General features: G+C 72.1%; 24 protein-coding genes. 13 read left to right on the forward strand and 11 right to left on the reverse strand.

The features are described from left to right. Nucleotides 1-44: 44 nt before the first annotated feature. Entirely contained in the window at nucleotides 45-506 is a 462-nt protein-coding gene (locus HAV39_RS28195) for a hypothetical protein (RefSeq protein WP_191842209.1), read from the forward strand. Here HAV39_RS28195 and HAV39_RS28200 read toward each other — a convergent pair. The 4 genes from HAV39_RS28200 to HAV39_RS28215 all read right to left on the reverse strand — a co-directional run bounded on the left by HAV39_RS28200 (nucleotide 470) and on the right by HAV39_RS28215 (nucleotide 4,334). Continuing rightward, a complete protein-coding gene (locus tag HAV39_RS28200; protein ID WP_191842210.1) occupies nucleotides 470-1,135 on the reverse strand; it encodes a TetR/AcrR family transcriptional regulator in 666 nt (221 codons plus the stop codon). The genes HAV39_RS28195 and HAV39_RS28200 overlap by 37 nt on opposite strands. 110 nt (nucleotides 1,136-1,245) lie before the next feature. Further along, nucleotides 1,246-1,974: an ABC transporter permease gene (locus tag HAV39_RS28205; RefSeq protein ID WP_191842211.1), complete on the reverse strand. Its 729-nt coding sequence runs from the start codon at nucleotides 1,972-1,974 to the stop codon at nucleotides 1,246-1,248. Continuing rightward, on the reverse strand, nucleotides 1,971-2,726 hold the full coding sequence (locus HAV39_RS28210; protein ID WP_191842212.1) for an ABC transporter ATP-binding protein: 756 nt from the start codon (nucleotides 2,724-2,726) through the stop codon (nucleotides 1,971-1,973). Before HAV39_RS28210 ends, HAV39_RS28205 begins: the two co-directional genes overlap by 4 nt. Nucleotides 2,727-2,849: 123 nt before the next feature. Then, nucleotides 2,850-4,334, reverse strand: a complete 1,485-nt coding sequence (locus HAV39_RS28215; RefSeq protein WP_191842213.1) for a hypothetical protein — start codon at nucleotides 4,332-4,334, stop codon at nucleotides 2,850-2,852. Nucleotides 4,335-4,610: 276 nt separating this feature from the next. On the opposite strand from HAV39_RS28215, the gene hisI reads away from it, so the two are divergent. The 9 genes from hisI (at nucleotide 4,611) to HAV39_RS28260 (ending at nucleotide 13,375) form a co-directional block, all read left to right on the forward strand. Continuing rightward, entirely contained in the window at nucleotides 4,611-4,982 is a 372-nt protein-coding gene (gene hisI, locus HAV39_RS28220) for a phosphoribosyl-AMP cyclohydrolase (RefSeq protein WP_308440844.1), read from the forward strand. Continuing rightward, nucleotides 4,979-6,532, forward strand: a complete 1,554-nt coding sequence (locus HAV39_RS28225) for an anthranilate synthase component I (RefSeq protein ID WP_191842215.1) — start codon at nucleotides 4,979-4,981, stop codon at nucleotides 6,530-6,532. The genes hisI and HAV39_RS28225 overlap by 4 nt, the downstream gene beginning before the upstream one ends. Before the next feature lie 20 nt (nucleotides 6,533-6,552). Beyond that, nucleotides 6,553-6,795 (forward strand): hypothetical protein, encoded by a 243-nt coding sequence (locus HAV39_RS28230; protein ID WP_191842216.1) that lies wholly within the window; start codon nucleotides 6,553-6,555, stop codon nucleotides 6,793-6,795. Continuing rightward, nucleotides 6,779-7,576 carry a spermidine synthase gene (locus HAV39_RS28235; RefSeq protein WP_191842217.1) on the forward strand — a complete coding sequence of 266 codons (798 nt, stop codon included), beginning with the start codon at nucleotides 6,779-6,781 and terminating at the stop codon, nucleotides 7,574-7,576. The genes HAV39_RS28230 and HAV39_RS28235 overlap by 17 nt, the downstream gene beginning before the upstream one ends. 269 nt (nucleotides 7,577-7,845) lie before the next feature. Continuing rightward, nucleotides 7,846-8,703 carry an indole-3-glycerol phosphate synthase TrpC gene (gene trpC / locus HAV39_RS28240; protein ID WP_120316055.1) on the forward strand — a complete coding sequence of 286 codons (858 nt, stop codon included), beginning with the start codon at nucleotides 7,846-7,848 and terminating at the stop codon, nucleotides 8,701-8,703. A 59-nt stretch (nucleotides 8,704-8,762) separates the two neighbouring features. Next, nucleotides 8,763-9,980 carry a tryptophan synthase subunit beta gene (gene trpB, locus HAV39_RS28245; protein ID WP_191842218.1) on the forward strand — a complete coding sequence of 406 codons (1,218 nt, stop codon included), beginning with the start codon at nucleotides 8,763-8,765 and terminating at the stop codon, nucleotides 9,978-9,980. Between the two features lie 79 nt (nucleotides 9,981-10,059). After that, nucleotides 10,060-10,839 (forward strand): tryptophan synthase subunit alpha, encoded by a 780-nt coding sequence (gene trpA / locus HAV39_RS28250; protein ID WP_191842219.1) that lies wholly within the window; start codon nucleotides 10,060-10,062, stop codon nucleotides 10,837-10,839. 267 nt (nucleotides 10,840-11,106) lie between these two features. Next, nucleotides 11,107-12,168 carry a prolipoprotein diacylglyceryl transferase gene (lgt, locus tag HAV39_RS28255; protein ID WP_239120133.1) on the forward strand — a complete coding sequence of 354 codons (1,062 nt, stop codon included), beginning with the start codon at nucleotides 11,107-11,109 and terminating at the stop codon, nucleotides 12,166-12,168. 4 nt (nucleotides 12,169-12,172) lie between these two features. Beyond that, complete coding sequence (locus tag HAV39_RS28260) at nucleotides 12,173-13,375, forward strand: FAD-dependent oxidoreductase (RefSeq protein WP_191842220.1); 1,203 nt, start codon at nucleotides 12,173-12,175, stop codon at nucleotides 13,373-13,375. Nucleotides 13,376-13,408: 33 nt separating this feature from the next. Here HAV39_RS28260 and HAV39_RS28265 read toward each other — a convergent pair whose 3' ends face one another. Then, nucleotides 13,409-14,263, reverse strand: a complete 855-nt coding sequence (locus HAV39_RS28265; protein ID WP_239120130.1) for a mechanosensitive ion channel family protein — start codon at nucleotides 14,261-14,263, stop codon at nucleotides 13,409-13,411. A gap of 716 nt (nucleotides 14,264-14,979) precedes the next feature. On the opposite strand from HAV39_RS28265, the gene gltB reads away from it, so the two are divergent. Beyond that, entirely contained in the window at nucleotides 14,980-19,569 is a 4,590-nt protein-coding gene (gene gltB, locus HAV39_RS28270; protein WP_191842256.1) for a glutamate synthase large subunit, read from the forward strand. Continuing rightward, the gene (locus HAV39_RS28275; RefSeq protein WP_191842221.1) at nucleotides 19,562-21,055 is read left to right on the forward strand and encodes a glutamate synthase subunit beta; all 1,494 of its coding nucleotides are present in this window, start codon (nucleotides 19,562-19,564) and stop codon (nucleotides 21,053-21,055) included. Before gltB ends, HAV39_RS28275 begins: the two co-directional genes overlap by 8 nt. A gap of 74 nt (nucleotides 21,056-21,129) precedes the next feature. Here the strand turns inward: HAV39_RS28275 and HAV39_RS28280 are convergent, their stop codons facing one another. The 6 genes from HAV39_RS28280 to HAV39_RS28305 all read right to left on the reverse strand — a co-directional run bounded on the left by HAV39_RS28280 (nucleotide 21,130) and on the right by HAV39_RS28305 (nucleotide 23,946). Next, the gene (locus tag HAV39_RS28280) at nucleotides 21,130-21,672 is read right to left on the reverse strand and encodes a hypothetical protein (protein WP_191842222.1); all 543 of its coding nucleotides are present in this window, start codon (nucleotides 21,670-21,672) and stop codon (nucleotides 21,130-21,132) included. Nucleotides 21,673-22,066: 394 nt separating this feature from the next. Then, on the reverse strand, nucleotides 22,067-22,210 hold the full coding sequence (locus HAV39_RS28285; RefSeq protein ID WP_170212968.1) for a hypothetical protein: 144 nt from the start codon (nucleotides 22,208-22,210) through the stop codon (nucleotides 22,067-22,069). Nucleotides 22,211-22,222: 12 nt separating this feature from the next. Further along, nucleotides 22,223-22,561 (reverse strand): helix-turn-helix domain-containing protein, encoded by a 339-nt coding sequence (locus HAV39_RS43365; RefSeq protein WP_275413893.1) that lies wholly within the window; start codon nucleotides 22,559-22,561, stop codon nucleotides 22,223-22,225. Then, the gene (locus HAV39_RS28295) at nucleotides 22,554-22,859 is read right to left on the reverse strand and encodes a hypothetical protein (protein ID WP_191842223.1); all 306 of its coding nucleotides are present in this window, start codon (nucleotides 22,857-22,859) and stop codon (nucleotides 22,554-22,556) included. The genes HAV39_RS43365 and HAV39_RS28295 overlap by 8 nt, the downstream gene beginning before the upstream one ends. Then, nucleotides 22,859-23,320 carry a hypothetical protein gene (locus HAV39_RS28300; protein ID WP_191842224.1) on the reverse strand — a complete coding sequence of 154 codons (462 nt, stop codon included), beginning with the start codon at nucleotides 23,318-23,320 and terminating at the stop codon, nucleotides 22,859-22,861. The genes HAV39_RS28295 and HAV39_RS28300 overlap by 1 nt, the downstream gene beginning before the upstream one ends. Continuing rightward, nucleotides 23,317-23,946 carry a sigma-70 family RNA polymerase sigma factor gene (locus HAV39_RS28305; protein WP_120316045.1) on the reverse strand — a complete coding sequence of 210 codons (630 nt, stop codon included), beginning with the start codon at nucleotides 23,944-23,946 and terminating at the stop codon, nucleotides 23,317-23,319. Before HAV39_RS28305 ends, HAV39_RS28300 begins: the two co-directional genes overlap by 4 nt. A 468-nt stretch (nucleotides 23,947-24,414) precedes the next feature. On the opposite strand from HAV39_RS28305, the gene HAV39_RS28310 reads away from it, so the two are divergent. Then, entirely contained in the window at nucleotides 24,415-24,837 is a 423-nt protein-coding gene (locus HAV39_RS28310) for a helix-turn-helix domain-containing protein (protein ID WP_191842225.1), read from the forward strand. The last annotated feature ends 21 nt before the right edge of the window (nucleotides 24,838-24,858 follow it).

A 24,858-nucleotide genomic window follows, 5' to 3' on the forward strand; every position in this document is an offset into this window, starting at 1 on the left:
GCTCGCCTAACGTAGGTAAGCCTAACCGATGTTGGAGGACCGCCGTGCCGCACCCCGCCGAGATCGCCCGCTCCCTGACCGCCGGCCGCCTGCCCGGCGTGGCGCAGGTCCCGTTCCACGCCAGCCCGTACCGGGTGCGCCACGCCACCGACCACGAAGGACGCCCGCTGCTGCTGTGCCGCGAGGGCGGGCAGCTCGACAGCGCGCTGCGCCCGCGGGACGGGGAAGGTGACGACACGGCCGTCGTGCTCGCGGTGGGCGAGTCCCGCGGGCCGCGGGTGTGGGTGTCGGGCTGGGCCGGCGCGCTGGAGGGCATCGAGGCCCGCGCCGCCGCGCTCGAGTTCGCCGCCGTGAACCCGGTCAGTGACCTGCTCGACGTGGACCGCGGCTTCCGGCTGTACCGGCTGGACGTCGCCGAGGTGCGGCTGGAGTGCCCGACCGGGCACCTGACCGAGATCGACGTCGAGGACTACGCGGCCGCCGAGCCCGCGGCGTCCGTGGCCTGAGCGGCCCGATCGCCGGAACCGGTGACCTCCGTCGGGCCGAGGTCGCCGGTGATGTAGTGCTGCAGGTTCGGCGCGACCGCGGCGACCACCTGGTCGGCGGGCAGCGAGGCCAGCGGTTCGAGCTTCATGATGTACCGCATCAGCACCAGGCCGCCGATCTGGCTGGCCACCAGCGACGCGCGCAGCGGAGCCTCGGCCGGGTCCAGCTTCAGCTCGGCCTGGACCCGGCGCAGGATCTGCGTGGTCACGAACTCGCGGAACAGCCGCATGGTCCACTCGTTGGTCATCGCGGAGCGGATCACCGACACGCCGACGATGCCGACCGGGGAGTCCCAGACCGTCACGAACAGCCGGGCGAGGCGCACGCCCGCCTCATCCGCGCCGCCCGCCACGACCTTGTCGATCAGCTCCCGGGGATCCATCGGGAACTGCATCGTCGCGACGAACAGCTGCTCCTTGGTGCCGAAGTAGTGGTGCACCAGGGCGGGGTCGACCTCGGCCGCGGCGGCGATGGCGCGCATGGTCGCGGCGTCGAAGCCCTTTTCCGCGAAGAGCTCGCGGGCCGCGGCCAGGATGGCCTCGCGGGTGTCGGGGTTGCCCGGCCGGCGCCCGGTGCGGCTGCGCTTCATCTGGCCCTTCCTCGGTACGCGGTGCGTCCCCGGCCCGCCGCGAAGGCGGCCGGCCGGGGACGTCCGTGCTCGTCGGTGACGATTCTCCCGGACGGACCGGGCGCGAGCGGTCAGGGGGTGCGGCGGCGCAGCGTGCCCGCCGCGGCGACCAGTGCCACCACCACCGCGCCCGCGACGATGCCGAAGTCGCGCCACATGGTTCCGGTCGGCTCGGCGTGCGCGCCGACCTCCTGCAAAGCCTCGACGGCGTACGTCAGCGGCAGCGCGTCGCTGATCGCCTGCAGCCAGCCCGCCATCAGCGCGCGCGGCACGAACAGCCCGCACAGCAGCAGCTGCGGCACCGCCAGCACCGGCATGAACTGCACCGCCTGGAACTCCGTCTTGGCGAACGCGCTGGCCAGCAGGCCAAGTGCCATGCCCAGCACGGCGTTCGCCACGGCGATCATGACGACGTAGCCGGCCGCGCCCTGGGTGTCCAGGTCGAGCAGCAGGTAGGCCAGGGCGGTGGCGAAACCCGCCTGCACCGCCGCGGCCACCCCGAACGCGAGGCCGTACCCGAACAGCAGGTCGGTCTTGCGCAGCGGGGTGGTGAGCAGGCGCTCCAGCGTGCCGGTGGTGCGCTCGCGGAGCATGGCGATGCTGGTGATCAGGAACATGATGATGAACGGGAAGATGCCCAGCATGATCAGTGCGATGTGGTCGAAGACGCCGGGCTGGCTGTCGTACATGAAGTAGAGCAGCGTCAGCAGCAGCGTCGGCACGGCCACCAGCATCGCCACGGTGCGGCGGTCGTGGCGCAGCTGGCGCAGGATGCGGCCGGTGGTGTGCAGCAGGATCATGACGCGACCTCGCTCGTCTCGCCGGCGGCGCGCGGGGCGGGCACGCCCTGGCGCCGGATCAGGGTGAGGAAGGCCTGGTCCAGGTCCTCCGTGCCGGCGGACGCCTTGACCGCGGCGGGGGTGTCGTCGGCGATCAGCAGACCCTCGCGGATCAGCAGCAGCCGGTCGCAGCGGTTGGCCTCGTCCATCACGTGGCTGGACACGACCAGCGTCGAGCCGCGCTCGGCGAGCTCGCGGAACTGCGCCCACAGCTCGTCGCGCAGCACCGGGTCCTGCCCGACGGTGGGCTCGTCGAGGATCAGCACCTTCGGCTTGCTGACGATCGCGCAGGCCAGCGAGGCCCGGCTGCGCTGCCCGCCGGACAGGTTGCCGACCAGCTGCGACGCGGCCTCGGCCAGACCCACGTCGCGCACCGCCGCGTCGGCCTCGGCCTGGCCGAGCCCGTAGAGCGCGGCGAAGTAGCGCGCGTTCTCGCGCACCGTCAGGTCGGCGTACACGCTGGGGGCCTGCGTGAGATAACCGATCTGGCTGCGCAGCTTCGCGTCGCCCGCCGGGCGGCCCAGCACGGTGACCGTGCCCGAGCGCACCACCTGGACGCCCACGATCGCGCGCATCAGCGTGGTCTTGCCACTGCCGGACGGGCCGAGCAGGCCGGTCACGCTGCCCTCCGGGATGGTGCAGCTCAGGCCGTGCAGCACAGGCCTGGCTCCCCGGTGTACGACGAGGTCGGCGACCTCGATCGCGGATGTCATGGGAGTCCTCCGTAGTAATTCAACGCTTGTTGAACTCAACGGTAGGTGAATTATGCGCGCCTGGCAATCCGCCTATGTGGATCCCGGTCCCGGAGGATCGCGCCTCCGGGACCGGGATGCGGATCAGAGAGCCAGCACGCGGTCGAGGAAGTTCTTGTAGCCACGCATGGCGATGCGCATCGCCTCGGTGTCCGGCGCGGCGCCCTGGCGCGGGTCCAGGTCGCCCTGCTCGGCCAGCAGCTGCGCGGCCAGCGCCGACACCGCCTCGTTGACCAGCGCCTGCGCGTCGTTCAGCGCCGACTCCGGCTCGTCGACGAACCGGGTCTGCACCTCGCGCCACGCGTCGCGGAAGCGCTGCGCCTGCTCCGCCTCCCACACCGCGATCGGCGTCTCGGTCACGTCACCCGGCCGCAGCGCGGTCGCGGTCGGCGCCACCAGTGCCACGTCCAGCTCCTCGTCCTCGTCGTCGGCTTCGTCGGTCGCGGCGTCGATCCCACCGACCGGCGCCACCTCCTGCGCCTCGTCGGCGTCCTCGGCCGCGTCGATGATCTCCGCCACGGGGGCTTCCACGGTGTCGTCGGCGGGCACCCCCTCGACGTCCACCTCCGCCAGCTCCGGGGCCTGCTCGTCGACGGCCTCCATCTCGGCCTCGACGACGTCGGCCTCAGCCTCGATCTGGTCGTCGGCCTCGGCCTCAGGGGCGTAGACGGCCTCAGCCTCGGCCTGCTCGTCGGCCTCGGCCTCAGGGGTGTCGGCGACCTCGGCCTCGATCTGCTCGTCGGCCTCGGCCTCAAGGGCGTCGGCCGCCTCGTCGGTCTCGTCGGCCGCAGCCTCGGCGTACACCTCCGTGTCGGCTTCCGCATCCGTCGTCTCGTCGACCGCGGCTTCCCCCGCCTCGGCTTCGACGTCGACCGCGGCCTCGGGAGCCTCGTCGGCTTCGGCGTCGGCCTCCAGACCGCCTTCGGCCTGCGCGTCGCCGTCAAGCTGCGCGTCCACTTCCGTGTCCGCCCCGGCCTCCGCGCCCACCAGCTCATCGGCCTCCAGCTCACCGGCCTCGCCGTCGTCGGCCTGCGCGTCGATCGCCTCTTCGCCGCCGGCTACCGGCGACTCGTCGGCGTCGGCCTGGGCTTCCGGCGAGTCGCCGGCCGCCTCCACCGAGTCGTCGACCGTCTCCGCGACGACGTCGTCATCGTCGGCTTCGGCATCGACCGTGCCATCGGTCGCTGCCTCGGCATCGGCCTCGTCGGCCTGGGCCTCGGGCTCGCTGTCGGTGTCCGCTGCCGAGTCGATGTCGTCGGCCTCGGGCGACTCGTCCGCCTCGGCTTCCGCTTCGGGCGACTCGCTGTCGGTCGAGGCCTCGGGCGTGTCCTCCTCGTCGGCTTCGGCTGCCTCGTCCGCGTCGGCCAGGGCGTCCGGGGTCTCGTCGGCCTGCGGGGCCACGATCGTCAGTTCACTGGTGTGTTCCAGCAGTGCGGCCTGCTCGTGCGGGCTCAGCTGCAGGGTGGGCTCGAGCTCGTCGGCGGCCTCGGCCGCGGGGGCCGGCGGCTGGGCCGGGGGGATGAAGGTGGGGATGTGCGCCGGGAGCGGCGCGAAGTGGGGGTTGGTCATGCGATCCTCGGCTCTCGCGGTGGGGGAGAGCGCCCGCGGGCGCTGCGCGCAGATGCCCGTCAAGGTACCGCCGGGCTGCCCGATTTCGCGTCATACCAGCGTCCATACCTGTGACCCGGGCCACCTCGGTCATCCGACTTGCCTGGCAGGCGTGGGTGCACGCCGCCAAGATGCGTACCGGCGCCAGGCAAGCCGGACGGCCTTGGCGGGTGGCGGCGGTGAGACGTGGGCCGCACCTGCGCGGCGGGTTGATCGGCGGTGAGGGAGAATTTCGGTGTGTCAGGGACCGAGCAGCTGGATCCGGCGATCGCCGCCCGTTTGAAGCGTGACCGCGACGGGCTCGTCGCGGCCGTGGTGCGCCAGCACGACACCGGTGAGGTGCTGATGCTGGCCTGGATGGACGACGAGGCGCTGCGCCGCACGCTGTCCACGGGCCGGGCCACCTACTGGTCGCGCAGCCGCGGGCAGTACTGGGTGAAGGGCGAGACCTCCGGCCACCACCAGTACGTCACCTCCGTGGCACTGGACTGCGACGGCGACGCGTTGCTGGTCAGCGTGGAGCAGGTCGGCCCGGCGTGCCACACCGGCACCCGCACCTGCTTCGCCGACGAGCTGCCGGTGGCCGTCGTGGGCGAGGTGACGGCATGAGCAGCACGACGAGCAGCGGCGCGGTCAGCCCCGACCTGGCCGGGTTCCGGGCCCGGGCGGCGCGCCGCCGGGTGGTGCCGGTGACCCGCCGGCTGCTGGCCGACGCGGAGACGCCGGTCGGGGTGTACCGCAAGGTGGCCGGCGGCCCGGGGACCTTCCTGCTGGAGTCGGCCGAGCAGGGTGCGGGCGCGGCGGGCACGGCCTGGTCGCGCTACTCCTTCATCGGGGTGCGCAGCCTGGCGACGCTGACCGAGCGCGGCGGGCAGGCGCACTGGCTGGGCAGCCCGCCCGACGGGGTGCCGGTCAAGGGTGATCCGGTCGCCGTGCTGCGGGCCACGGTCGCCGCGCTGACCGGCCCGGACGACGCGGATGAGGGCCTGCCGCCGCTGACCGGCGGCCTGGTCGGCTTCCTGGCGTACGACCTGGTGCGCCGCTTCGAGCGGCTGCCGCAGCTGGCCGACGACGACCTGCACGTGCCGGAGCTGGGCCTGTTCCTCGCCACCGACCTGGTGGTGCTGGACCACTACCTGGGCCAGGCCGTCGTGGTCGCCAACGCGGTGCTGCCCGAGAAGGCCGACGACGACCAGGTCGCGGCGGCCTACCACCACGCGATCGGCCGCCTGGACGCGATGACCACGGCGCTGTCCCGGCCCACCCCGCCGATGATCTCGACGGTGACCGCGGTGCGCCCGGCGGAGCTGGTGTCGCGCACGCCGTCCGGGGAGTTCGGCAAGGCGGTGGAGGTCGCCAAGGAGGCGATCCGGGCGGGCGACTGCTTCCAGATCGTGGTGTCGCAGCGCTTCGAGACGCGCACCGAGGCCGACCCGCTCGACATCTACCGGGTGCTGCGGGCCACCAACCCCAGCCCGTACATGTACCTGCTGCGCTTCGACGACTTCGACATCGTCGGCTCGTCCCCCGAGGCCCACGTGAAGATCACCAAGGGCGACGACGGCGTACGCCGCGCGCTGCTCCACCCGATCGCGGGCACCCGGCCGCGGGGCGAGACCCCGGAGGCCGACGCCGCGCTGGCCGCGGAGCTGATCGCGGACCCGAAGGAGCGCTCCGAGCACGTCATGCTCGTCGACCTGGGCCGCAACGACCTGGGCCGGTTCTCGCGGGCGGGCACCGTGGAGGTGCCGGAGTTCGCCACGGTCGAGCGCTACAGCCACGTCATGCACATCGTCTCGACCGTCGTCGGCGAGCTGCGCGAGGACACCTCGCCGCTGGACGCGCTGGCCGCCACGTTCCCGGCGGGCACGCTGTCCGGGGCGCCGAAGGTGCGCGCCATGGAGATCATCGAGGAGCTGGAGCCGACCCGGCGCGGCCTGTACGGCGGCACGGTCGGCTACTTCGGCTTCGGCGGCGACCTGGACATGGCGATCGCGATCCGCACCGCGCTGCTGCGCGACGGCGTCGCGTACGTGCAGGCCGGGGCCGGGGTGGTGGCCGACTCCGACCCGGCCCTGGAGGAGCTGGAGACGCAGAACAAGGCGATGGCCGTGCTCGCCGCCATCGCCACCGCGCAGACCCTGCAGGCCGCCCGATGAGCCGCCCGGGGCGTACCAGGATGATCGTGATCGGGGTGCTCGCGGCGCTGGCGGTGCTGTGGTTCGTGCCCGGCGGCGCGGTGTCGTGGGTGCGTCCCGCGCTGCTCGCGCTCGCCGCGGGCGTGGTCGCGGTCTGGTACTGGCGGCGCTCCGGCAGCCACGCGCGCCGCACCGCGCCGGCCGCGCCGCGCGCCGAGGACACCCGCGACGTCTGGGACGCGCTCGACCGGGGCGAGGACCTCACCGATGAAACGCGTGTCTGACCGGGCGCTGATCGTCCGCGTCGACACCGGCACCGCCGAGCTGATCCCGGACCCGGACCTGCCCGACGCCTGGCTGCTGCGGCTCAACGGCACCGCCCAGTCGCACGTCAACCTCAACGACCCGACGCTGATCGCGTTCGACTACATCCGCCGCTTCGCCGACGTCATCGACGCGGTCTGCCCACCCGGCGCGCTGGACGTGCTGCACCTGGGCGGGGGAGCGATGACCCTGCCCCGCTGCCTGTCGGCGATGCGCCCCGGCAGCGGCCAGCGTGTCGTCGAACTCGACCGGGCCCTGGCCGACCTGGTCACCACCCGGCTGCCCCTCGACGACCCGGACACCGAGGTGATCATCGCCGACGCCCGCGCCGCCCTGGAAGCCACCGATCCCGCCTCCACGGACGTGATCGTCGCCGACATCTTCACCGGCAACAAGGTCCCCCCGCACGTCAGCACGGTCGAGTTCGCCCAGGCCGCGCACCGCGCGCTGCGCCCCGGCGGCTGGTATCTGGCCAACATCATGGACGTCGCCCCGCTGACCGTCGCCCGCCGCCAGGCCGCCACCCTGCGTGAGGCCTTCAGCCAGGTCGCCGTGGTCGCCGACGCCGCCCTCCTGCGCGGCCGCGGCACCGGCAACCTGCTCATGGTGGCCGGCGACGACCCCGAAGGCATCCGCAAACTCACCCGCCGCATCGCCGCCGACCCCACCCGCGCCCGCGTCGAACACGGCCCACGGCTGGCCGACTTCATCCGCACCGCCCAACCCAGGCGAGACGAGTAGGGGGTCTGCAGTTTCGGGGAAACTGCGCGAATTCCGTACAAAACTCCCGCAGTTCCCCCGAAACTGCAGACCGCAAGTCGCGCATGTCGCGGAGGCACGACGCGGCCTGGCGGAAAGTGACCCCAGCCACCGACCCGCGACCGCTCCGCGGGCGCCGGCGGTGGAGCATTATGCACTAGCCCACTTGGTGAGGCACGCCATACCCCGTTTACCTTGCGCGGTGGGGCAGTGCCTAGAGTCTGGCCATGGCATCCGACGAGCTGAGCAGCATGGAGCCTGGCGAACCGGCCCCGAGCGCATCGATGCGAGACAGCGGCGGCAGCGTGCTCGACGAGATCATCGCGGGGGTCCGTGAGGACGTCGAGGCGCGCCAGAACCAGGTCTCCATGGACGAGATCAAGAAGCGCGCGGCGGCCGCTGCGCCACCCCTGGACGCGTACGCGGCACTGCGCCGCTCCGGCGTCGGTGTGATCGCCGAGGTCAAGCGCTCGTCGCCCTCCAAGGGCGCGCTGGCGGAGATCCCGGACCCGGCCGAGCTGGCCGCGGAGTACGAGGCCGGCGGCGCCCGCGCGGTCAGCGTGCTGACCGAGGGCCGCTGGTTCGGCGGTTCGCTGGACGACCTGGCCGCGGTCCGTGCCCGCCTGACGATCCCGGTGCTGCGCAAGGACTTCGTGTGCTCGGCCTACCAGGTGCACGAGGCGCGGGCGTACGGCGCCGACCTGGTGCTGCTGATCGTCGCGGCGCTGGAGCAGAAGGTGCTGACCGGCCTGCTCGACCGCATCGAGTCGCTGGGCATGACCCCGCTGGTCGAGGTGCACACCGAGGAGGAGGCCGACCGTGCCCTGGAGGCCGGCGCCCGCGTCATCGGCGTGAACGCCCGCAACCTGCGCACACTTGAGGTGGACCGGTCGGTGTTCGAGCGGATCGCGCCCGGCCTGCCCAACAGCGTCCTCAAGATCGCCGAGTCGGGCGTGCGGGGGCCGCTCGACCTGATCAAGTACGCCTCGGCGGGCGCCGACGCGGTGCTGGTCGGCGAGGGCCTGGTGACCCAGAAGAGCCCGCGCGACGCCGTCGCCGAGCTCGTCAACGCCGGCAACCACCCCGCGACGCCGCGGCCGACCCGCTGACGCTTCCCCCGCGCTGGACCGCCCTCGCCTGAGGGCGGCTTACGCCGAAGGAGGGGCACATGTTGCCCGACGACAGGGGCCACTTCGGCCCGTACGGCGGCCGCTTCGTCCCGGAGGCGCTGATCGCGGCCCTGGACGAGCTGGACGCGCACTACCGCAAGGCGATGGCGGATCCCGAGTTCACCGGCGAATTCGAGCGGATGCTGCGCGACTACGCGGGCACCCCGTCCCTGCTGTACGACGCCACCCACCTGTCGGCCCACGTCGGCGGCGCGCGCATCCTGCTCAAGCGCGAGGACCTCAACCACACCGGCGCGCACAAGGTGCGCAACGTGCTCGGCCAGGCCCTGCTGACCAAGCGCATGGGCAAGGGCCGGGTCATCGCCGAGACCGGCGCGGGCCAGCACGGCGTGGCCAGCGCGACCGCCGCGGCATACCTCGACCTCGAGTGCGTGGTCTACATGGGCGAGGTCGACACCAAGCGGCAGGCCCTCAACGTGGCCCGGATGAAGATGCTCGGGGCCACCGTCATCCCGGTGACGACCGGCTCGCGCACCCTCAAGGACGCCATCAACGAGGCGCTGCGCGACTGGGTCACCAACGTCGACGACACGCACTACCTGCTCGGCACCGCGGCCGGGCCGCACCCGTTCCCGGCGATGGTGCGCGACTTCGTGCGCGGCATCGGCGTGGAGGCGCGGGCCCAGTGCCTGGCGCTGACCGGCGCGCTGCCAGACGCGGTCGCGGCCTGCGTGGGCGGCGGATCCAACGCGATCGGCATGTTCCACGCCTTCGTGCCCGACGAGTCCGTGCGGCTGTACGGCTTCGAGGCCGGGGGCGACGGGATCGAGACCGGCCGGCACGCGGCCAGCATCACCGGCGGCAGCCACGGCGTGCTGCACGGCTCACGGTCGTACCTGCTGCAGGACGAGGACGGCCAGACCATCGAGTCGCACTCGATCTCGGCCGGCCTGGACTACCCGTCGGTCGGCCCCGAGCACGCCTGGCTGCACGACCAGGGCCGGGCCCGCTACCAGCCGGTCACCGACGCCGAGGCGATGGACGCGTTCGCGCTGCTGTGCCGCACCGAGGGCATCATCCCGGCGATCGAGAGCGCGCACGCGCTGGCCGGGGCGCTGCGGGTGATCCCGGCGCTGCGTGAGGAGCTGGGCCACGAGCCGACGGTCATCGTGAACCTGTCCGGCCGCGGCGACAAGGACATGCACACCGCGGGCGAGTACTTCGGCCTGTTCGACAGCGGGGAAGTGATCGGGTGAGCGCGAACGGCGTTTCCGGCTCGGCCTCCGGCCGAGGTGACCGCAGCGAGCCCCGCAGTCGCGAACGGAAGGTGGCACAGTGAGCGTCAGCGTCGCTTTCGAGAAGGCGCGGGCCGAGGGGCGGGCCGCCCTGGTCGGCTACCTGCCTGCCGGGTTCCCGTCGGTGGCCGAGGGCATCGCCGCGGTCAAGGCCATGATCGAGTCCGGGGTCGACCTGGTGGAGATCGGCCTGCCGTACTCCGACCCGGTCATGGACGGCCCGGTCATCCAGCGGGCCACCGAGCAGGCGCTCGCCGGGGGTGTGCGCACCCGTGACGTGCTGCACACCGTCGAGGCCGTCTCCGGCGCGGGCGTCCCGGTGCTGATCATGAGTTACTGGAACCCGGTCGAGAAGTACGGCGTCGACGCGTTCGCCCGGGACCTGGCCGCGGCCGGCGGCGCCGGTCTGATCACCCCGGACCTGATCCCGGACGAGGCGGAGGAGTGGCTGGCCGCCTCCGACGCGCACAAGCTGGACCGGATCTTCCTGGTCTCCCCGTCGTCGACGGACGAGCGCATCGCGATGACCGTGGCGCACTGCCGCGGCTTCGTGTACGCCACCGCGGTCATGGGCGTCACCGGTGCCCGCGACAGCACCTCCAGCGCGGCCCCGACCCTGGTCGCCCGGGTCAAGGCCGCCGCGGGCCACCTGCCCGTCGGCGTCGGCCTCGGCGTCCGCAGCGGCGCCCAGGCCGCCGAGGTCGGCGCCTACGCCGACGGCGTCATCGTCGGCAGTGCCCTCGTCTCCGCCCTCGCCGACGGCGGCCTCCCCGCCCTGCGCACCCTCACCCAAGACCTCCGCTCCGGCCTCACCCCCTGACCCCCTCTCCGCGTTGATCATGAACTTATGGACGTGTTCACCGGCGTGTCCGTACCCTCGCGCCGTGATCACCTTCCCTGCTGTGCGTCGGGCCGGGGGATCACGGTGGCAGGGTGGCCACGGGTAGTTCCGACCCGGTTTCCGTGGGTGATCATGTCGTCAGGGTGGGACACCCCGCCCACCGGGTCGACAAGTTCGTGATCAACAGGAAATCCGAGGCGGGCAGGGGTGTGGTGTTGGGGGGTGGGGGCGGTAGTGTTCTGGCCCGTGAACCTCGCCTCCATCCCGTCCCCGTCCACGGCGGTCTGGCAACTCGGACCCGTGCCGCTGCGGGCGTACGCGCTGTGCATCATCGCGGGCATCGTGCTCGCCTGCATCGTCACCGACCGGCGGATGCGCAGCCGGGGAGCCCCGCCGTGGGCCGTGCTCGACATCGCCGTGTGGGCGGTGCCGTTCGGCATCGTCGGCGCCCGGATCTACCACGTGCTCACCTCGCCCGACGCGTACTTCGGGCAGGGTGGTGACCTGGTCAAGGCGCTCTACATCTGGGAGGGCGGCCTCGGCATCTGGGGCGGCGTCGCGGGTGGCGCGGTCGGCGCCTGGCTGGCCTGCCGCCAGCTCGGCATGTCGTTCAGCTTCGTGGCCGACTGCATCGCCGTCGGCCTGCCGCTGGCGCAGGCCGTGGGCCGGCTCGGCAACTGGTTCAACAACGAGCTGTTCGGCGGCAAGACCGACCTGCCGTGGGGCCTGCAGGTGCACGTCATGTCCGACACCCAGCCCGGCCAGGCCATGCTCGGCCCGGACGGCGAGCCGGAGCTGCGCGAGGGCCTCTACCACCCGACGTTCCTCTACGAGCTGCTGTGGAACCTCGGCGTCGCGGGTGTGGTGTACGCGCTGGACAAGCGCTTCAAGTTCGGCCGCGGCCGCGCCTTCGCGCTCTACGTGATGCTGTACACGCTGGGCCGCGGCTGGATCGAGGCGATGCGCACCGACACCGCCACCATGATCGGCGGTATGCGCCTCAACGTCTGGACCTCGATCATCGTGTTCCTGGGCGCGGCGGCGTTCTTCTTCCTCCGCAAGGGCCCGCAGGAGTTCCTGATCCCGAACATCGACGCCGACGGCGAGCCCGCGAAGGGCTTCATCACCGTCACCGAGGCGCAGTACCAGGCCTTCCTGGCCGACGGCACCCGCCCGGACGCCGCCGCTGCCGGCGACGGCGGCGAGGCAGGCGACGGCACGCCGAAGGCCGTGACGGACGAGTTCGACGACCCCTCCGACGAGGGTTCGGACCTGTCCGCGCAGAAGACCACCTCGACGAAGGACTGAGGCGATGCGCAGCGCGGTGGTGGTCGGTGCGGGCGTCGGCGGCCTCGCCACGGCGGGCGCGCTCGCGCGCACCGGCTGGCGGGTCACCCTGCTGGAGCGGGCGGACCGGCTGCGTGCCGACCCCGCCGCGCTGCTGCTGTGGCCCAACGCCGTCGCCGCGCTGCGCTCCCTCGGCCTCGGCGCGGGGCTGACCGCCATCGGGACCAGGGTGCCGATGGGCGGCCTGCGCCGTGCCGACGGCCAGTGGCTGGCCCAGCCCTCGCCGACCGCGGCCCTGGCCGCGCCCGTCGTGGTGCACGCCGAGGACCTGCACGACACGTTCATCGCCGGGCTCGGCGACCAGATCGAGATCCGCACCGGCATCACCGTGCGCAGCATGCACGCGCGGCCCGGTGACCGGCCCGCGGTCGGCGACGGCCGGCACACCTGGGAAGCCGACGTCATCATCGCCGCCGACGGCGCCGACAGCACGCTGCGGGCCCGGCTCGCGCCGCAGTCGATCGCGGTCAGCTCCGGCTATGCCGCCTGGCGCGCGGTCATCCCCTGGTATCGCGCCCCGAAGCTGCCCGACGACCTGGTGCTGGCCGGGGAGACGCTCGGCGGCGGCTACCGCTTCCTGGCCGCCTCGCTCGGCGACCGGGGCAGCTCCGGCGCGTCCAGCCGCGGCGGCATCTACTGGACCGCCACCGTCGCGGGCGCGGCCCGGCCGGAGTCGAAGGCGACCCAGCTGACGCTGCTCAAGCGCTGGTTCGCGGGCTGGCACGCGCCGATCGGCGACCTGCTGGCCGCGACCGAGCCCGACGACCTGGTGCAGCAGGACGGCCGCCAGCTGCGCCCGCTGCCGAACGAGCTGGCCTTCCCGGTCGGCACGGGCGGGTTCGCGCTGGTCGGCGACGCCGCCCACGCGATGCCGCACCACCTCGCCCAGGGCGCCGGGCTGGCGCTGGAGGACGCGGCGACGCTGCGCTCCCTGCTGCTGCCCGCGATCCCGGGACCGGCGTGCAACGCCGCGCTCGCCGCATACTCGGCTGCTCGGCGTGCCCGCGCGGCCCAGGTGGTCCGCCAGACCCAGCGTGTCGGCGCGGTGCTGGCCCCCCGCGGCAACCTGGTCACCCGGGCCCGGGACCGCGCCTTCGGCGCCCTGGCCCCCCGCGTCCTGGACCGCGCCGCCACCGTCGCCGCCGACTGGCAGCCCCCCGCCGCCTGACCGACCCGGTGCCGGCCGCCACCGCACCGCAGGTCAGAGCTCGGGGCGGGACTTCATGTCGTCGCGGAGGGCGGTGGCCTTCTCGGCGAGTTTGTCGGCGGTCTCCTTGGCGGACGGCTTGACGTCCGAGGGGGTCTCGCCGGGGTACTTGGGCTGGACCATGGTGTCGCCGCGGTCCTTGGTCAGGCCGGCGGCCTCGGCGGCGCGCTGCTCGGCGGCGCGGGTCTTGAGGTGCTCGGTCACCCGCGTGCTCTCCTCCTCGACCTTGTTCAGCGCGCGTTCCCACCGCTGCCGCATCGGGGCGATGAGACCGCCGCCGACGCCGACGATGAGGATGCCCGCGATCGTGGCGAGGATGGCGACCAGCACCGGCATGGTGATGGTGGTGGCCACGCCGATCTGGTTGAGCGCGGCGATCGCGCCGAACGCGATGATCACGACTTGGGCGATGCGCCCGACGGCGCGGCCGTACGAGAAGTGCGACAGCGCGTTGGTGATGACGTCGAACACGGCGTTGGCGATGGCGACCGCGACCACCAGGATCACGCAGGCCACGATGAGCCGCGGCAGCCAGCTGATCACGGTGTCGATCAGGTTGCTGATGGGGTTGGGCCCGAACACGCTGAACGCGAGCTGGAACGTGAACAGCAGCAGCGCGTAGTAGACCAGCTTGCCCACCAGCCCGCTGGGTGTGTAGCGGCCGGTCCACCGGTCCATGCCGGTGCGCTGGGCCAGGTGGTTGAACCTGGCCTTGGCCAGGCCCTTGTCGACCAGGCTGCCGATCGCCTTGGCGATGATCCAGCCGATGATCAGGATGGCGGCACAGGCGAGCACCTTGAGACCGATGTACGCCAGCGCGCTGAACAGGACCTGCAGGGTCGGATTCACCGTCGTCCACCTTCCGCCTGTTGCGGAGCCGGTCGTGCTCGCCCCGTTCCGCTCGTCGGACGAGTGCCATGCCCCGCGTGAGCGGCCCGCTGAAGCGGACCCAGCCGCAGACTAAGCCCGATAAGTGCAATGATAGGCCGAAATGTCGAATCGCTCTGCCTGTGCGAGCCGACGGAGCGGGAGGCATCGATGTGCTGCGTGGTCGGCGTCGATGTCTCGGCGCGGCGGGCCGTGGCGCCGGGCCGATCCGGCGGCGTCGCGTTAACGTCGGCGACGCGCCCGACATGCGCGGGAAACATGCTCGCCACGGGCATGAAGACAGGCCGGGCAGGACTCCTGCCGTATTCTCGCGTACTTACTAACTGGGAAGTAGCTTCCCAGTATATGGACGTGTGATCAATCTGTGTCTGGTGGACACCCAGGGCGTTTAACGTAGACTCAACACTCACAGACTCGTCCCCATACTCGTGCGACCGCGCGAGGGAGTCCGTGTACCGATGAACCTGCGGGTTCACTCAGGGCCGACGTCGTCCCGCTCGGATAGGCACCGCTAACGAACTCGGCTCAGCCCCCGCGCCATCGCTGTCGCGGCATCCAGGCATCCCGTCCGAGTTCGTGGCCGATACCGATGTTCATTCCCCGTGACGACAGGAGGCCCGGTGGCATCGCCGTACCCGCACCCCCTGCAGCCTGGTGATTCGGCCGCTCCGGCCGCGATGCAGCCTGGTAAGGCGGCCGCTCCGGCCGCGACCCGCACTGGCACCTCGGCCGCCCCGGCCGCGGTCGGTCTCTACGACCCGGCCTTCGAGCACGACTCCTGCGGCGTCGCCTTCGTGGCCGACGTGCACGGCCGCCGCAGCCATGACGTGGTGGCCCGCGGCCTGTCCGCGCTGTGCCGCCTGGATCATCGCGGCGCGCGTGGCGCCGAGACCACCACCGGTGACGGCGCGGGCATCCTGCTGCAGGTGCCCGACGCGTTCCTGCGTGAGGTGGTCGACTTCCCGCTGCCGCCCGCCGGCCAGTACGCCACCGGCCTGGTCTTCCTGCCGGTCAACGGCGCCGACGAGGCCCGCGCGCTGACCGTGCTGGAGAAGTACGCCCTGGTGGAGGGCGCGCAGATCCTCGGCTGGCGGGACGTGCCGGTGGACGCCGAAGGCCTCGGCGCGACCGCCGACGCCGCGCGCCCGCGCATCCGGCAGGTGTTCCTCAGCGCGCACAGCATCAGCGCGCACCGCTACGGCGAGGCCCTGACCGGCCTGGAGCTGGAGCGCGTGGCCTACTGCGTGCGCAAGCAGACCGAGCGGGAGACCCGCGAGCGCGGCGTCCCGCTGTACTTCCCGTCGCTGTCCGGGCGGACCATCACCTACAAGGGCATGCTCACGCCCGACCAGCTGGCGAGCTTCTTCCCGGACCTGTCCGACGAGCGCGTGGTCAGCGCGATCGCGCTGGTGCACTCGCGGTTCTCCACGAACACCTTCCCGAGCTGGCCGCTGGCCCACCCGTACCGCTTCATCGCGCACAACGGCGAGATCAACACGATCCGCGGCAACAAGAACTGGATGCAGGCCCGCGAGGCGCTGCTGTCCAGCCCGCTGCTGCCGGGCAACCTGCGGCGGCTGTTCCCGATCTGCACGCCGGAGGCGTCCGACTCGGCGAACTTCGACGAGGTGCTGGAGCTGCTGCACCTGACCGGGCGCAGCCTGCCGCACGCGGTGCTGATGATGATCCCCGAGGCGTGGGAGAACGACCCGGTGATGGACCCCGCGAAGCGGGCGTTCTACCAGTTCCACGCGAGCCTGATGGAGCCCTGGGACGGCCCGGCGGCGGTGGCCTTCACCGACGGCACGGTCGTCGGCGCGGTGCTCGACCGCAACGGCCTACGCCCGGGACGCTGGTGGCGCACCGAGGACGGCCTGGTCGTGCTGGGCAGCGAGGCGGGCATGATCGACCTCGACCCGGCGACCGTGGTGGCCAAGGGCCGCCTGGAGCCGGGCCGGATGTTCCTGGTCGACACCGAGCAGGGCCGGGTCATCTCCGACGAGGAGCTCAAGAACGACCTCGCCGCGGCGGAGCCGTACACGGAGTGGCTGCACGGTGGGCTGATGCACCTGGAGGGCCTGCCCGAGCGCGAGCACATCGTCTACACCCACGACTCGGTGCAGCGCCGCCAGCAGACCTTCGGCTACTCCGAGGAGGAGCTGAAGATCCTGCTCGCGCCGATGGCGCGGGTCGGCGGGGAACCGCTGGGCTCGATGGGCACCGACACCCCGATCTCGCCGCTGTCGAGCCGGCCGCGGCTGCTCTACGACTACTTCCACCAGATCTTCGCGCAGGTCACCAACCCGCCGCTGGACGCGATCCGGGAGGAGATGGTCACCAGCCTCGCGTCGACCATCGGCCCGGAGGGCAACCTGCTGGACCCGGGTCCGACCAGCTGCCGGCAGATCGTGCTACCGCATCCGATCATCGACAACGACGAGCTGGCCAAGATCCTCTCCATCGACGAGGACGGCAACCTGCCCGGCTTCAAGGCGGTGCGGGTCTCCGGCCTGTACCCGCTGCGCGACGGCGCGACCGGCCTGCGGGCCCGGCTGACCGAGATCTGCCGGCACGTGTCCGAGGCGATCGAGGACGGCGTGCGCATCCTGGTGCTGTCGGACCGCGACTCCACGGCCGACCTGGCCCCGATCCCGTCGCTGCTGCTCACCGCGGCGGTGCACCAGCACCTGGTGCGGGAGCAGACGCGCACCCAGGTCGCGCTGATCGTCGAGTCCGGCGACTGCCGCGAGGTGCACCACGCCGCCGTGCTGGTCGGCTACGGCGCGGCCGCGATCAACCCGTACCTGGCCTTCGAGAGCGTCGAGGACCTGATCACCACCGGCATCCTGCCGAACATCGCGCCCGAGAAGGCCGTGCGCAACGTCGTCAAGGCGCTGGGCAAGGGCATCCAGAAGATCATGTCCAAGATGGGCATCTCGACGGTGTCGTCGTACTGCGGCGCGCAGGTGTTCGAGGCGGTCGGCCTGTCGTCGGTCCTGGTGGAGCGCTACTTCACCGGCACGCCGAGCCGCATCCAGGGCATCGGCCTGGCCGAGATCCACGCCGAGGTCGCGGCGCGGCACGCGGTGGCGTACCCGACGAACCCGGCGGAGCAGTCGCACCGGCGGCTGGAGGTCGGCGGCGAGTACCAGTGGCGCCGCGAGGGCGAGGTGCACCTGTTCAACCCGGAGACGGTGTTCCTGCTGCAGCACGCCACCCGCTCCGGCCAGTACGACGTGTTCCGCCGCTACACCGAGAAGGTCGACGGCCTGGCGGCCGCGGCCGGCTCGCTGCGCGGGCTGTTCCGGTTCGCCGAGACGACGCCGATCCCGATCGAGGAGGTCGAGCCCGCGGCGGAGATCGTCAAGCGGTTCGCCACCGGCGCGATGTCGTACGGCTCCATCTCGGCCGAGGCGCACGAGACCCTGGCCATCGCGATGAACCGGATCGGCGGCAAGTCGAACACCGGCGAGGGCGGCGAGGACGTCGACCGGCTCTACGACCCGGCCCGCCGCTCGGCGGTCAAGCAGGTGGCCTCCGGCCGCTTCGGCGTGACCACCGAGTACCTGGTGCACGCCGACGACATCCAGATCAAGATGGCGCAGGGCGCGAAGCCGGGCGAGGGCGGGCAGCTGCCCGGCAACAAGGTGTGGCCGTGGATCGCCAAGACCCGGCACGCCACGCCGGGTGTCGGCCTGATCTCGCCGCCGCCGCACCACGACATCTACTCGATCGAGGACCTGGCGCAGCTGGTGTTCGACGTCAAGTGCGTCAACCCGGGCGCGCGGGTGCACGTCAAGCTGGTCAGCGAGGTCGGCGTCGGCACGGTCGCCGCGGGCGTCGCGAAGCTCAAGGCCGACGTCATCCTGATCTCCGGCCACGACGGCGGCACCGGCGCGTCCCCGCTCAACTCGCTCAAGCACGCGGGCACCCCGTGGGAGCTGGGCCTGGCCGAGACGCAGCAGACGCTGCTGCTCAACGGGCTGCGCGACCGGGTCACGGTGCAGGTCGACGGCCAGCTCAAGACCGGCCGCGACGTGATCGTGGCGGCGCTGCTGGGCGCGGAGGAGTTCGGCTTCGCGACCGCGCCGCTGATCGTCGAGGGCTGCATCATGATGCGGGTCTGCCACCTGGACACCTGTCCGGTCGGCATCGCCACCCAGAACCCGGTGCTGCGCGAGCGCTTCACCGGCAAGCCGGAGTTCGTGGAGAACTTCTTCTGGTTCCTCGCCGAGCAGGTGCGCGAGCAGCTGGCGGCGCTGGGCCTGCGCAGCATCGACGAGGCCGTGGGCCGCGCCGACCTGCTCGACCTGGCCCCGGCCACCGAGCACTGGAAGGCGCACGGGCTGGACCTGTCGCCCGTGCTGACCGTGCCCGCGTCGCCGTACGGCGACGCGCCCCGCAAGGTGCGTGACCAGGACCACGGGCTGGAGAAGTCGCTGGACAACACGCTGCTGCGGCACGCCGAGCCGGCGCTGCTGAACGGCGCGCCGGTGCGCTTCGACGTGTCGGTGCGCAACGAGCACCGCAGCGTGGGCGCGATGCTGGGTGGTGAGGTCGTGCGGCGCGCGGGAGGGGCGGGCCTGCCCGACGGCACCATCGACGTGACCCTGCACGGCACGGCCGGTCAGTCGTTCGGCGCGTTCGTGCCGCGCGGCGTGACGCTGCGGCTGCTGGGCGACGCCAACGACTACGCGGGCAAGGGCCTGTCCGGCGGGCGGCTGATCGTGCGCCCGGACGCGCGCAGCCAGTTCGCCGCCGAGGACCAGATCATCGCCGGCAACACGCTGCTGTACGGCGCGACCTCCGGTGAGGTGTACCTGCGCGGGCGGGTCGGCCAGCGGTTCGCGGTGCGCAACTCCGGCGCGACCGCGGTGGTCGAGGGTGTGGGCGACCACGGCTGCGAGTACATGACCGGCGGCACCGTGGTGGTGCTCGGCCCGACCGGGCGCAACTTCGCCGCGGGCATGTCCGGCGGCGCGGCGTTCGTGCTCGACCTGGACCCGCTGCTGGTCAACCGGGAGCTGGTGGATCTCGGCCCGGTCGGCGAGGTCGAGGCGGAGGGGCTGCTGGAGATCGTCGAGCGGCACTTCCAGGAGACGGGTTCGGCGGTGGCGGAGAAGCTGCTGGCCGACTGGGCGGGCAGCGTGGAACGCTTCACCGCCGTGATCCCGCGCGACTACAAGCGCGTGATCGAAGCCATGCGGGCCGCCGAGGCTGCCGGCCGCGACATCGACGCCGCGGTCATGGAGGTGGCACGTGCCTGACCCCAATGGTTTCCTGCGTTTCGGCCGGCGGATGCCGGCCCGCCGGCCGGTGCCGGTGCGCATCATGGACTGGCGCGAGGTGTACCCCTCCGCCGACGACGAGCTGATCCGCGAGCAGGCGGGCCGCTGCATGGACTGCGGCATCCCGTTCTGCCACGAGGGCTGCCCGCTCGGCAACCGGATCCCGGACTGGAACGACCTGGTCCGCACCGGGAACTGGAACGCGGCGATCCAGTCGCTGCACAGCACGAACAACTTCCCGGAGTTCACCGGGCGGCTGTGCCCGGCGCCGTGCGAGGCGTCCTGCGTGCTGGCCATCGGCGACACTGCGACATCGGCCGCCTCCGGCGGCGCGGTCACCATCAAGCAGGTCGAGGTCGAGATCATCAACCGGGCGTACGAGAACGGCCGGGTCCGCCCGCAGCCGGCCGTCGCCCCGTCGGGCAAGACGGTGGCCGTGGTCGGCTCCGGCCCGGCCGGGCTGGCCGCCGCGCAGCAGCTGGCTCGCGCCGGTCACGCGGTCACCGTGTACGAGCGCGACGACGCGATCGGCGGCCTGCTGCGCTACGGGATCCCCGACTTCAAGCTGGAGAAGCAGCACATCGACGCCCGCGTCGAGCAGCTGCTGGCCGAGGGCGTGGCCTTCCGCACCGGCGTGAACGTCGGCGTGGACGTGTCCGCGGCCCAGCTGCGGGCCGAGCACGACGCGGTGCTGCTGGCCACCGGCGCGCTCGCCGGACGCCAGACCGACACGCCCGGCCGCGAGCTGGCCGGCATCCACCAGGCGATGGCCCACCTGACCCAGGCCAACGTGGCCGTCGCCGGGGGACCGCAGCCGCAGATCACCGCCGCGGGCAAGCACGTGATCATCATCGGCGGCGGCGACACCGGCGCGGACTGCCTGGGCGTCGCCCACCGGCAGGGCGCGGCCTCGGTGACCCAGCTGGACCGCTACCCGCAGCCGCCGGACGCCCGCGACGAGGGCCGGGACCCGTGGCCGACCTGGCCGTGGATCCTGCGCAACTACGCCGCGCACGAGGAGGGCGGCGACCGGGTCTTCTCGGTGGCCGTGCAGCGCTTCGTCGGCGACGAGCAGGGCCGCGTCCGCGCGATCGTGCTGGTCGACGTGATCGTCGAGCGGGTCGACGGCCGCGGCGTGGTCACCGAGGTGGCCGGCACCGAGCGGGAGATCCCGGCTGACCTGGTGCTGCTGGCCATCGGCTTCGAGGGCACCGACGCCGCCGAGGCACTGGCGCAGTTGGGCCTGTCCCGCAGCCCGCGGGGCACCGTCGAGTGCGGACCCGACTGGCAGACCCCGACCGACGGCGTCTTCGTCGCGGGCGACGCCCACAAGGGCGCGTCCCTGATCGTCTGGGCGATCGCCGAGGGCCGCAGCGCCGCCGCCGCGATCCACCGCTACCTCGGCGGCGCGGGCAGCCTCCCCGCTCCCGTCGAACCCTCCTCCCGGCCCCTCATCCCCGCCTGACGAAAAGAAGGGCACCTCCTGCCACGCCATGCGTGGCAGGAGGTGCCCTTCTCGTCGCTTCAGGCCGGTCGGCCTCAGCGGCTGGCGGGCCCGCGGCTCTTCGGGTCGCCGCGCCGCACCGGCAGGACGGTGACGTTGTCGGCCTGCATGCGGGTGACCACTTCGAACAGCTCCTCCTGGTCCTCGCGCAGCAGCTCCACCATCGCGCTGAGCTTGCCGAGGTCCTCGCGCACGTGCAGCTGCGGGGTCTCCACCCCGACGGTCCGTCCGGCCGCCTCCTCCAGCGTCTTGCTGTACTGGGCGAGCTGCTGGACGATGTCGCTCAACGCGGTGATCACGATGCGCATGTGCTCGCCGCGCTGGTGGTCGCGGGCCAGCTGGCGGGTCTCCGCCTCGTGCAGCCGGTTGACGAGGTGCTCGTTGGACAGCGCCACGGCGCCGGCGAGCATGAGCACCACCCCGATCGCGGTCGCGGCGATGACTCTGGCCAGCACACTCGTATCCCTGTTCACGCCCTGGCCGGACGGCCAGATGACGAGATATGCCGCCAGTACCAGGACCAGGGCGAGGCCTACGATGGAGAGCCAGAACGCCCCGCTTTTGACTTTGACGATCACCTGTCTTCCCTTCCGGGACCGCTGGGCGTCCGGGCGCACACGCCGAATGAACGAACACTCAGCGTGCCTCCAGTGACGCCGATGCGCTAGTAACACAGAGCGAATTCACTTACGACACCGAATTGTGGACTGCAGGTCAGCACGCCATCATCCGGTCGTACTGACTCCGGGCGCTGAGGACATCACCGATTCAAAGAAGACGCATGTTGCAATTCGCACGTGCACGGTACGTCTAAAAATGCCGATATCGCAACGTATGAACGGATGATAAGAACGTCACCGTGAGTGACTGCATGAGTGGACATCGATGTACATTAACGGGCTGTTACATCGAATCGGGCAGTTGCCTTCAAAGGCAGGCTACGCAGAGTAGTACTCGATCACTCTGTGGTGATCAATGAACCAGGGTGAGCATGGTGGTGAACACTCCGAAGGAGACGAACACCCCCAGCCCGAAGATCACACCCTCGGTGAACAGCAGCAGCATCCCGCGCAGCCGGGGGCTGCCGTGCCTGCGGCGATAGAGCTCCGAAGCCATCGACCCACTCCTTCAGCGTGGCACCCAGCCGTGCTTGACCAGCAGGGCGGCGACGTCCTCGCGCAGATACCGGCGGTGCCCGCCGGCGGTGCGGGTGACGCGCAGCAGGCCGCGGTCGGCCCAGCGTTTGACGGTCTTGCGGTCCACCGGCAGCAGTGCCAGCACCTCGGCCGGGGTCATCATGTCGCGGCGGCCGGCACGCACGCCGGCCCCGTCGCGCAGCCCCGCGGCGTAGACGGCGGCCAGCGCCGTCACCAGCCGCGGGGTCAGCTCGTCGCCGTCGCAGGCGCGCACGGCCACTTCACGTACGTGCGCGGGCAGCCGAGGGACAGGGGCGGGGGTGTCAGACACCGGCGTGCTCCCTCGTGTCCGGAGTGGGCAGTCCGCGCTGGTCGCTCGTCCAGAACGGCCACCCGGACGCGTCGCCTTCGAGGAGGTCGCGCACCGCGGCGAGCTCGGCGTGCAGCGCCACCGCCTCACCCCGGTAGCGGTCGCGCTCCCGGCAGGCCCGGCGGGCCAGCTCCTCGGCCCGCCGGGCGAGCACGGTCTCGGCGACCAGCGCCGTACGCAGCGCGCTGACCTCCACCCCGGCCCGCATGGCCTCCCGGTCGCACAGCCGGGCCAGCCACCGTTGCCACGCACGTCGCATCACGGGTATGCCTGCCGGGTCGACGGGACCTGCGGGTAGGCCCCGGTCGCGGTGTGCCGGCCGTGGTAGTCCACCGCCGGGTACGGCGGCACCACGTCGATGTACGCGGTGACCTCCGGATCGGCCTCCGGTCGGCGCACCGCCGGGGCCGGTCCGACCGCGGTCGGCCGGGTCGCGGCGGCGGGGCCGCCGGTCGGTCCGGCGGGTCGCCGCCGGGATCCATCCGACCGGCGCCGGTCCAGGGCGCGCCGCCAGAACGCCACCACCGCGCGCCGGCGTGCGGGCTGCGGGCCGTCCTCGACGCCCCACCACTGCTCGTCGGCGTCGTCGACCCGGTCCAGGATCAGCTTCGCCTCCTCGACCAGCGACAGCCGGTCGCGCATCAGGAACAGCGTCGCCGAGAAGCTCACCGCGGCCACCGCTGCCGTGTAGAGCGAGATGAAGGTGGTGGACAGGGTCATGACCTGCCCTCCTCGAATCCGTCCGGCAGCAGCCGGCCGAGCATGCGGACCGCGCGGCACTGCAGCGCCTTGACCGCGCCCTCGCTCTTGCCCATCGACTGCGCCGTCTCCGCGGTGGACAGTCCCACCAGGAAGCGCAGCGCGATGCAGCGCTGCTGCGACGGGTTGAGCTTCTTGACCGCCGCGAGCAGCGCGAGGTTGTTCACGTGGTCCATGGCGACCCGGTCCGGAGCGCCGTCGAGGCTGAACTCCTCCTGGTCGAAGTCGAGGACCTCGCCGCTGATCTCGAAGCGGTAGCGGCCCGACTTGTAGTAGTCGGCCACGATGTGGCGCGCGATGGTGATCAGCCAGGCCGCGAAGTCGCGGCCCTGCCAGCGCACGCTGCCGATGCGCTTGAGGGCGCGCAGGAAGGTGTCGGACGTCAGGTCCTCGGCGGTGGGGCTGTGCCGGACCCGGAAGTAGATGAAGCGGAAGACCGCGGGGGCGTACTGCGCGTAGATCTTCCCGAACGCCTCGGTGTCGCCCTGCTGCGCTCGTTCGACCAGGTTCCATACGTACGACTGCTCCTCGGGCACCGAACCGGCGAGGCTGGTGCGGGCTTCCGGCGTGACTGCGGTCGGGCTCATCCGCGCGACACCCGGCCCTTGCGTGTCATGTGCACGTAGGTAGCTCCTCTTCTGGCGGGGGGATCCTCGTTAAGAGGGCCCGCCGGACCGGGGTTCACGATCCGGCGGGCCCGAGGTGTGGCCGCCCAGTGCCTTGGGCGGCCACACCGCGAGGGGGGAGCAGCGGCGTACCGCTGCGGCGCCGGCCGGCCGATCCCGAGACGATGACGCGGTCCGGGCGCGGACCACGTTGTTTGCGGGCGACGCACCGTCATCTGGATCTGTCGGTCTGGCGCTGGACGTCACCATAACCGTCGTCCATACACGACGCAAGCAACGACGTATGGAAACGACTATTACCCTCTAACGGGTGACCGCCGACCGGCTCATCACCCTTCCGACGTCGAGGCCATTACCGAAAGGGGCGTCGCTTGTTAACGACGTGTGGGTGATGGAAACGCATCGGATGTGCCCGGTAGCCTGTTAGGTATGGGCGACGTATCAGCGGCAGCGGGTGACAGGGCGCAGCCGGACACCGAGTGGGGCCGGTATCTGCGTCGCATGACGCGCCGCCCCGGCTGGTCCGTCGCGAAGCTCGCCCGCGACTCGGGCATCGCCCGGCAGACGATCTTCGACTGGATCCGCGACGGCGGCGAATCGGTGACCGTCGGCTCGGTGCGCCGGGTCGCCGAGGCGCTCGGCGACGACGTGGTCAATGCCCTCACGGCGGCGGCCAACGTGGCACACCGCGAGGCCGACGAGGAGATGACGCCGATCCTGCAGTCCGACCTCGACCCGCAGGCCAAGGCGGAGCTCGTCGAATACGTCACCGGCCTGCGCGAGGCCCAGCGCCACGCCCGCCGCACCGAGATCACCGCCATGCTCAACCGCCCGCGCCGAGCGGCTGCGTAACCGGCCTCACTGCTAGCCTCG

The sequence above is a fragment of the Catellatospora chokoriensis genome (assembly GCF_011297315.1).
Classification (GTDB): domain Bacteria; phylum Actinomycetota; class Actinomycetes; order Mycobacteriales; family Micromonosporaceae; genus Catellatospora; species Catellatospora citrea.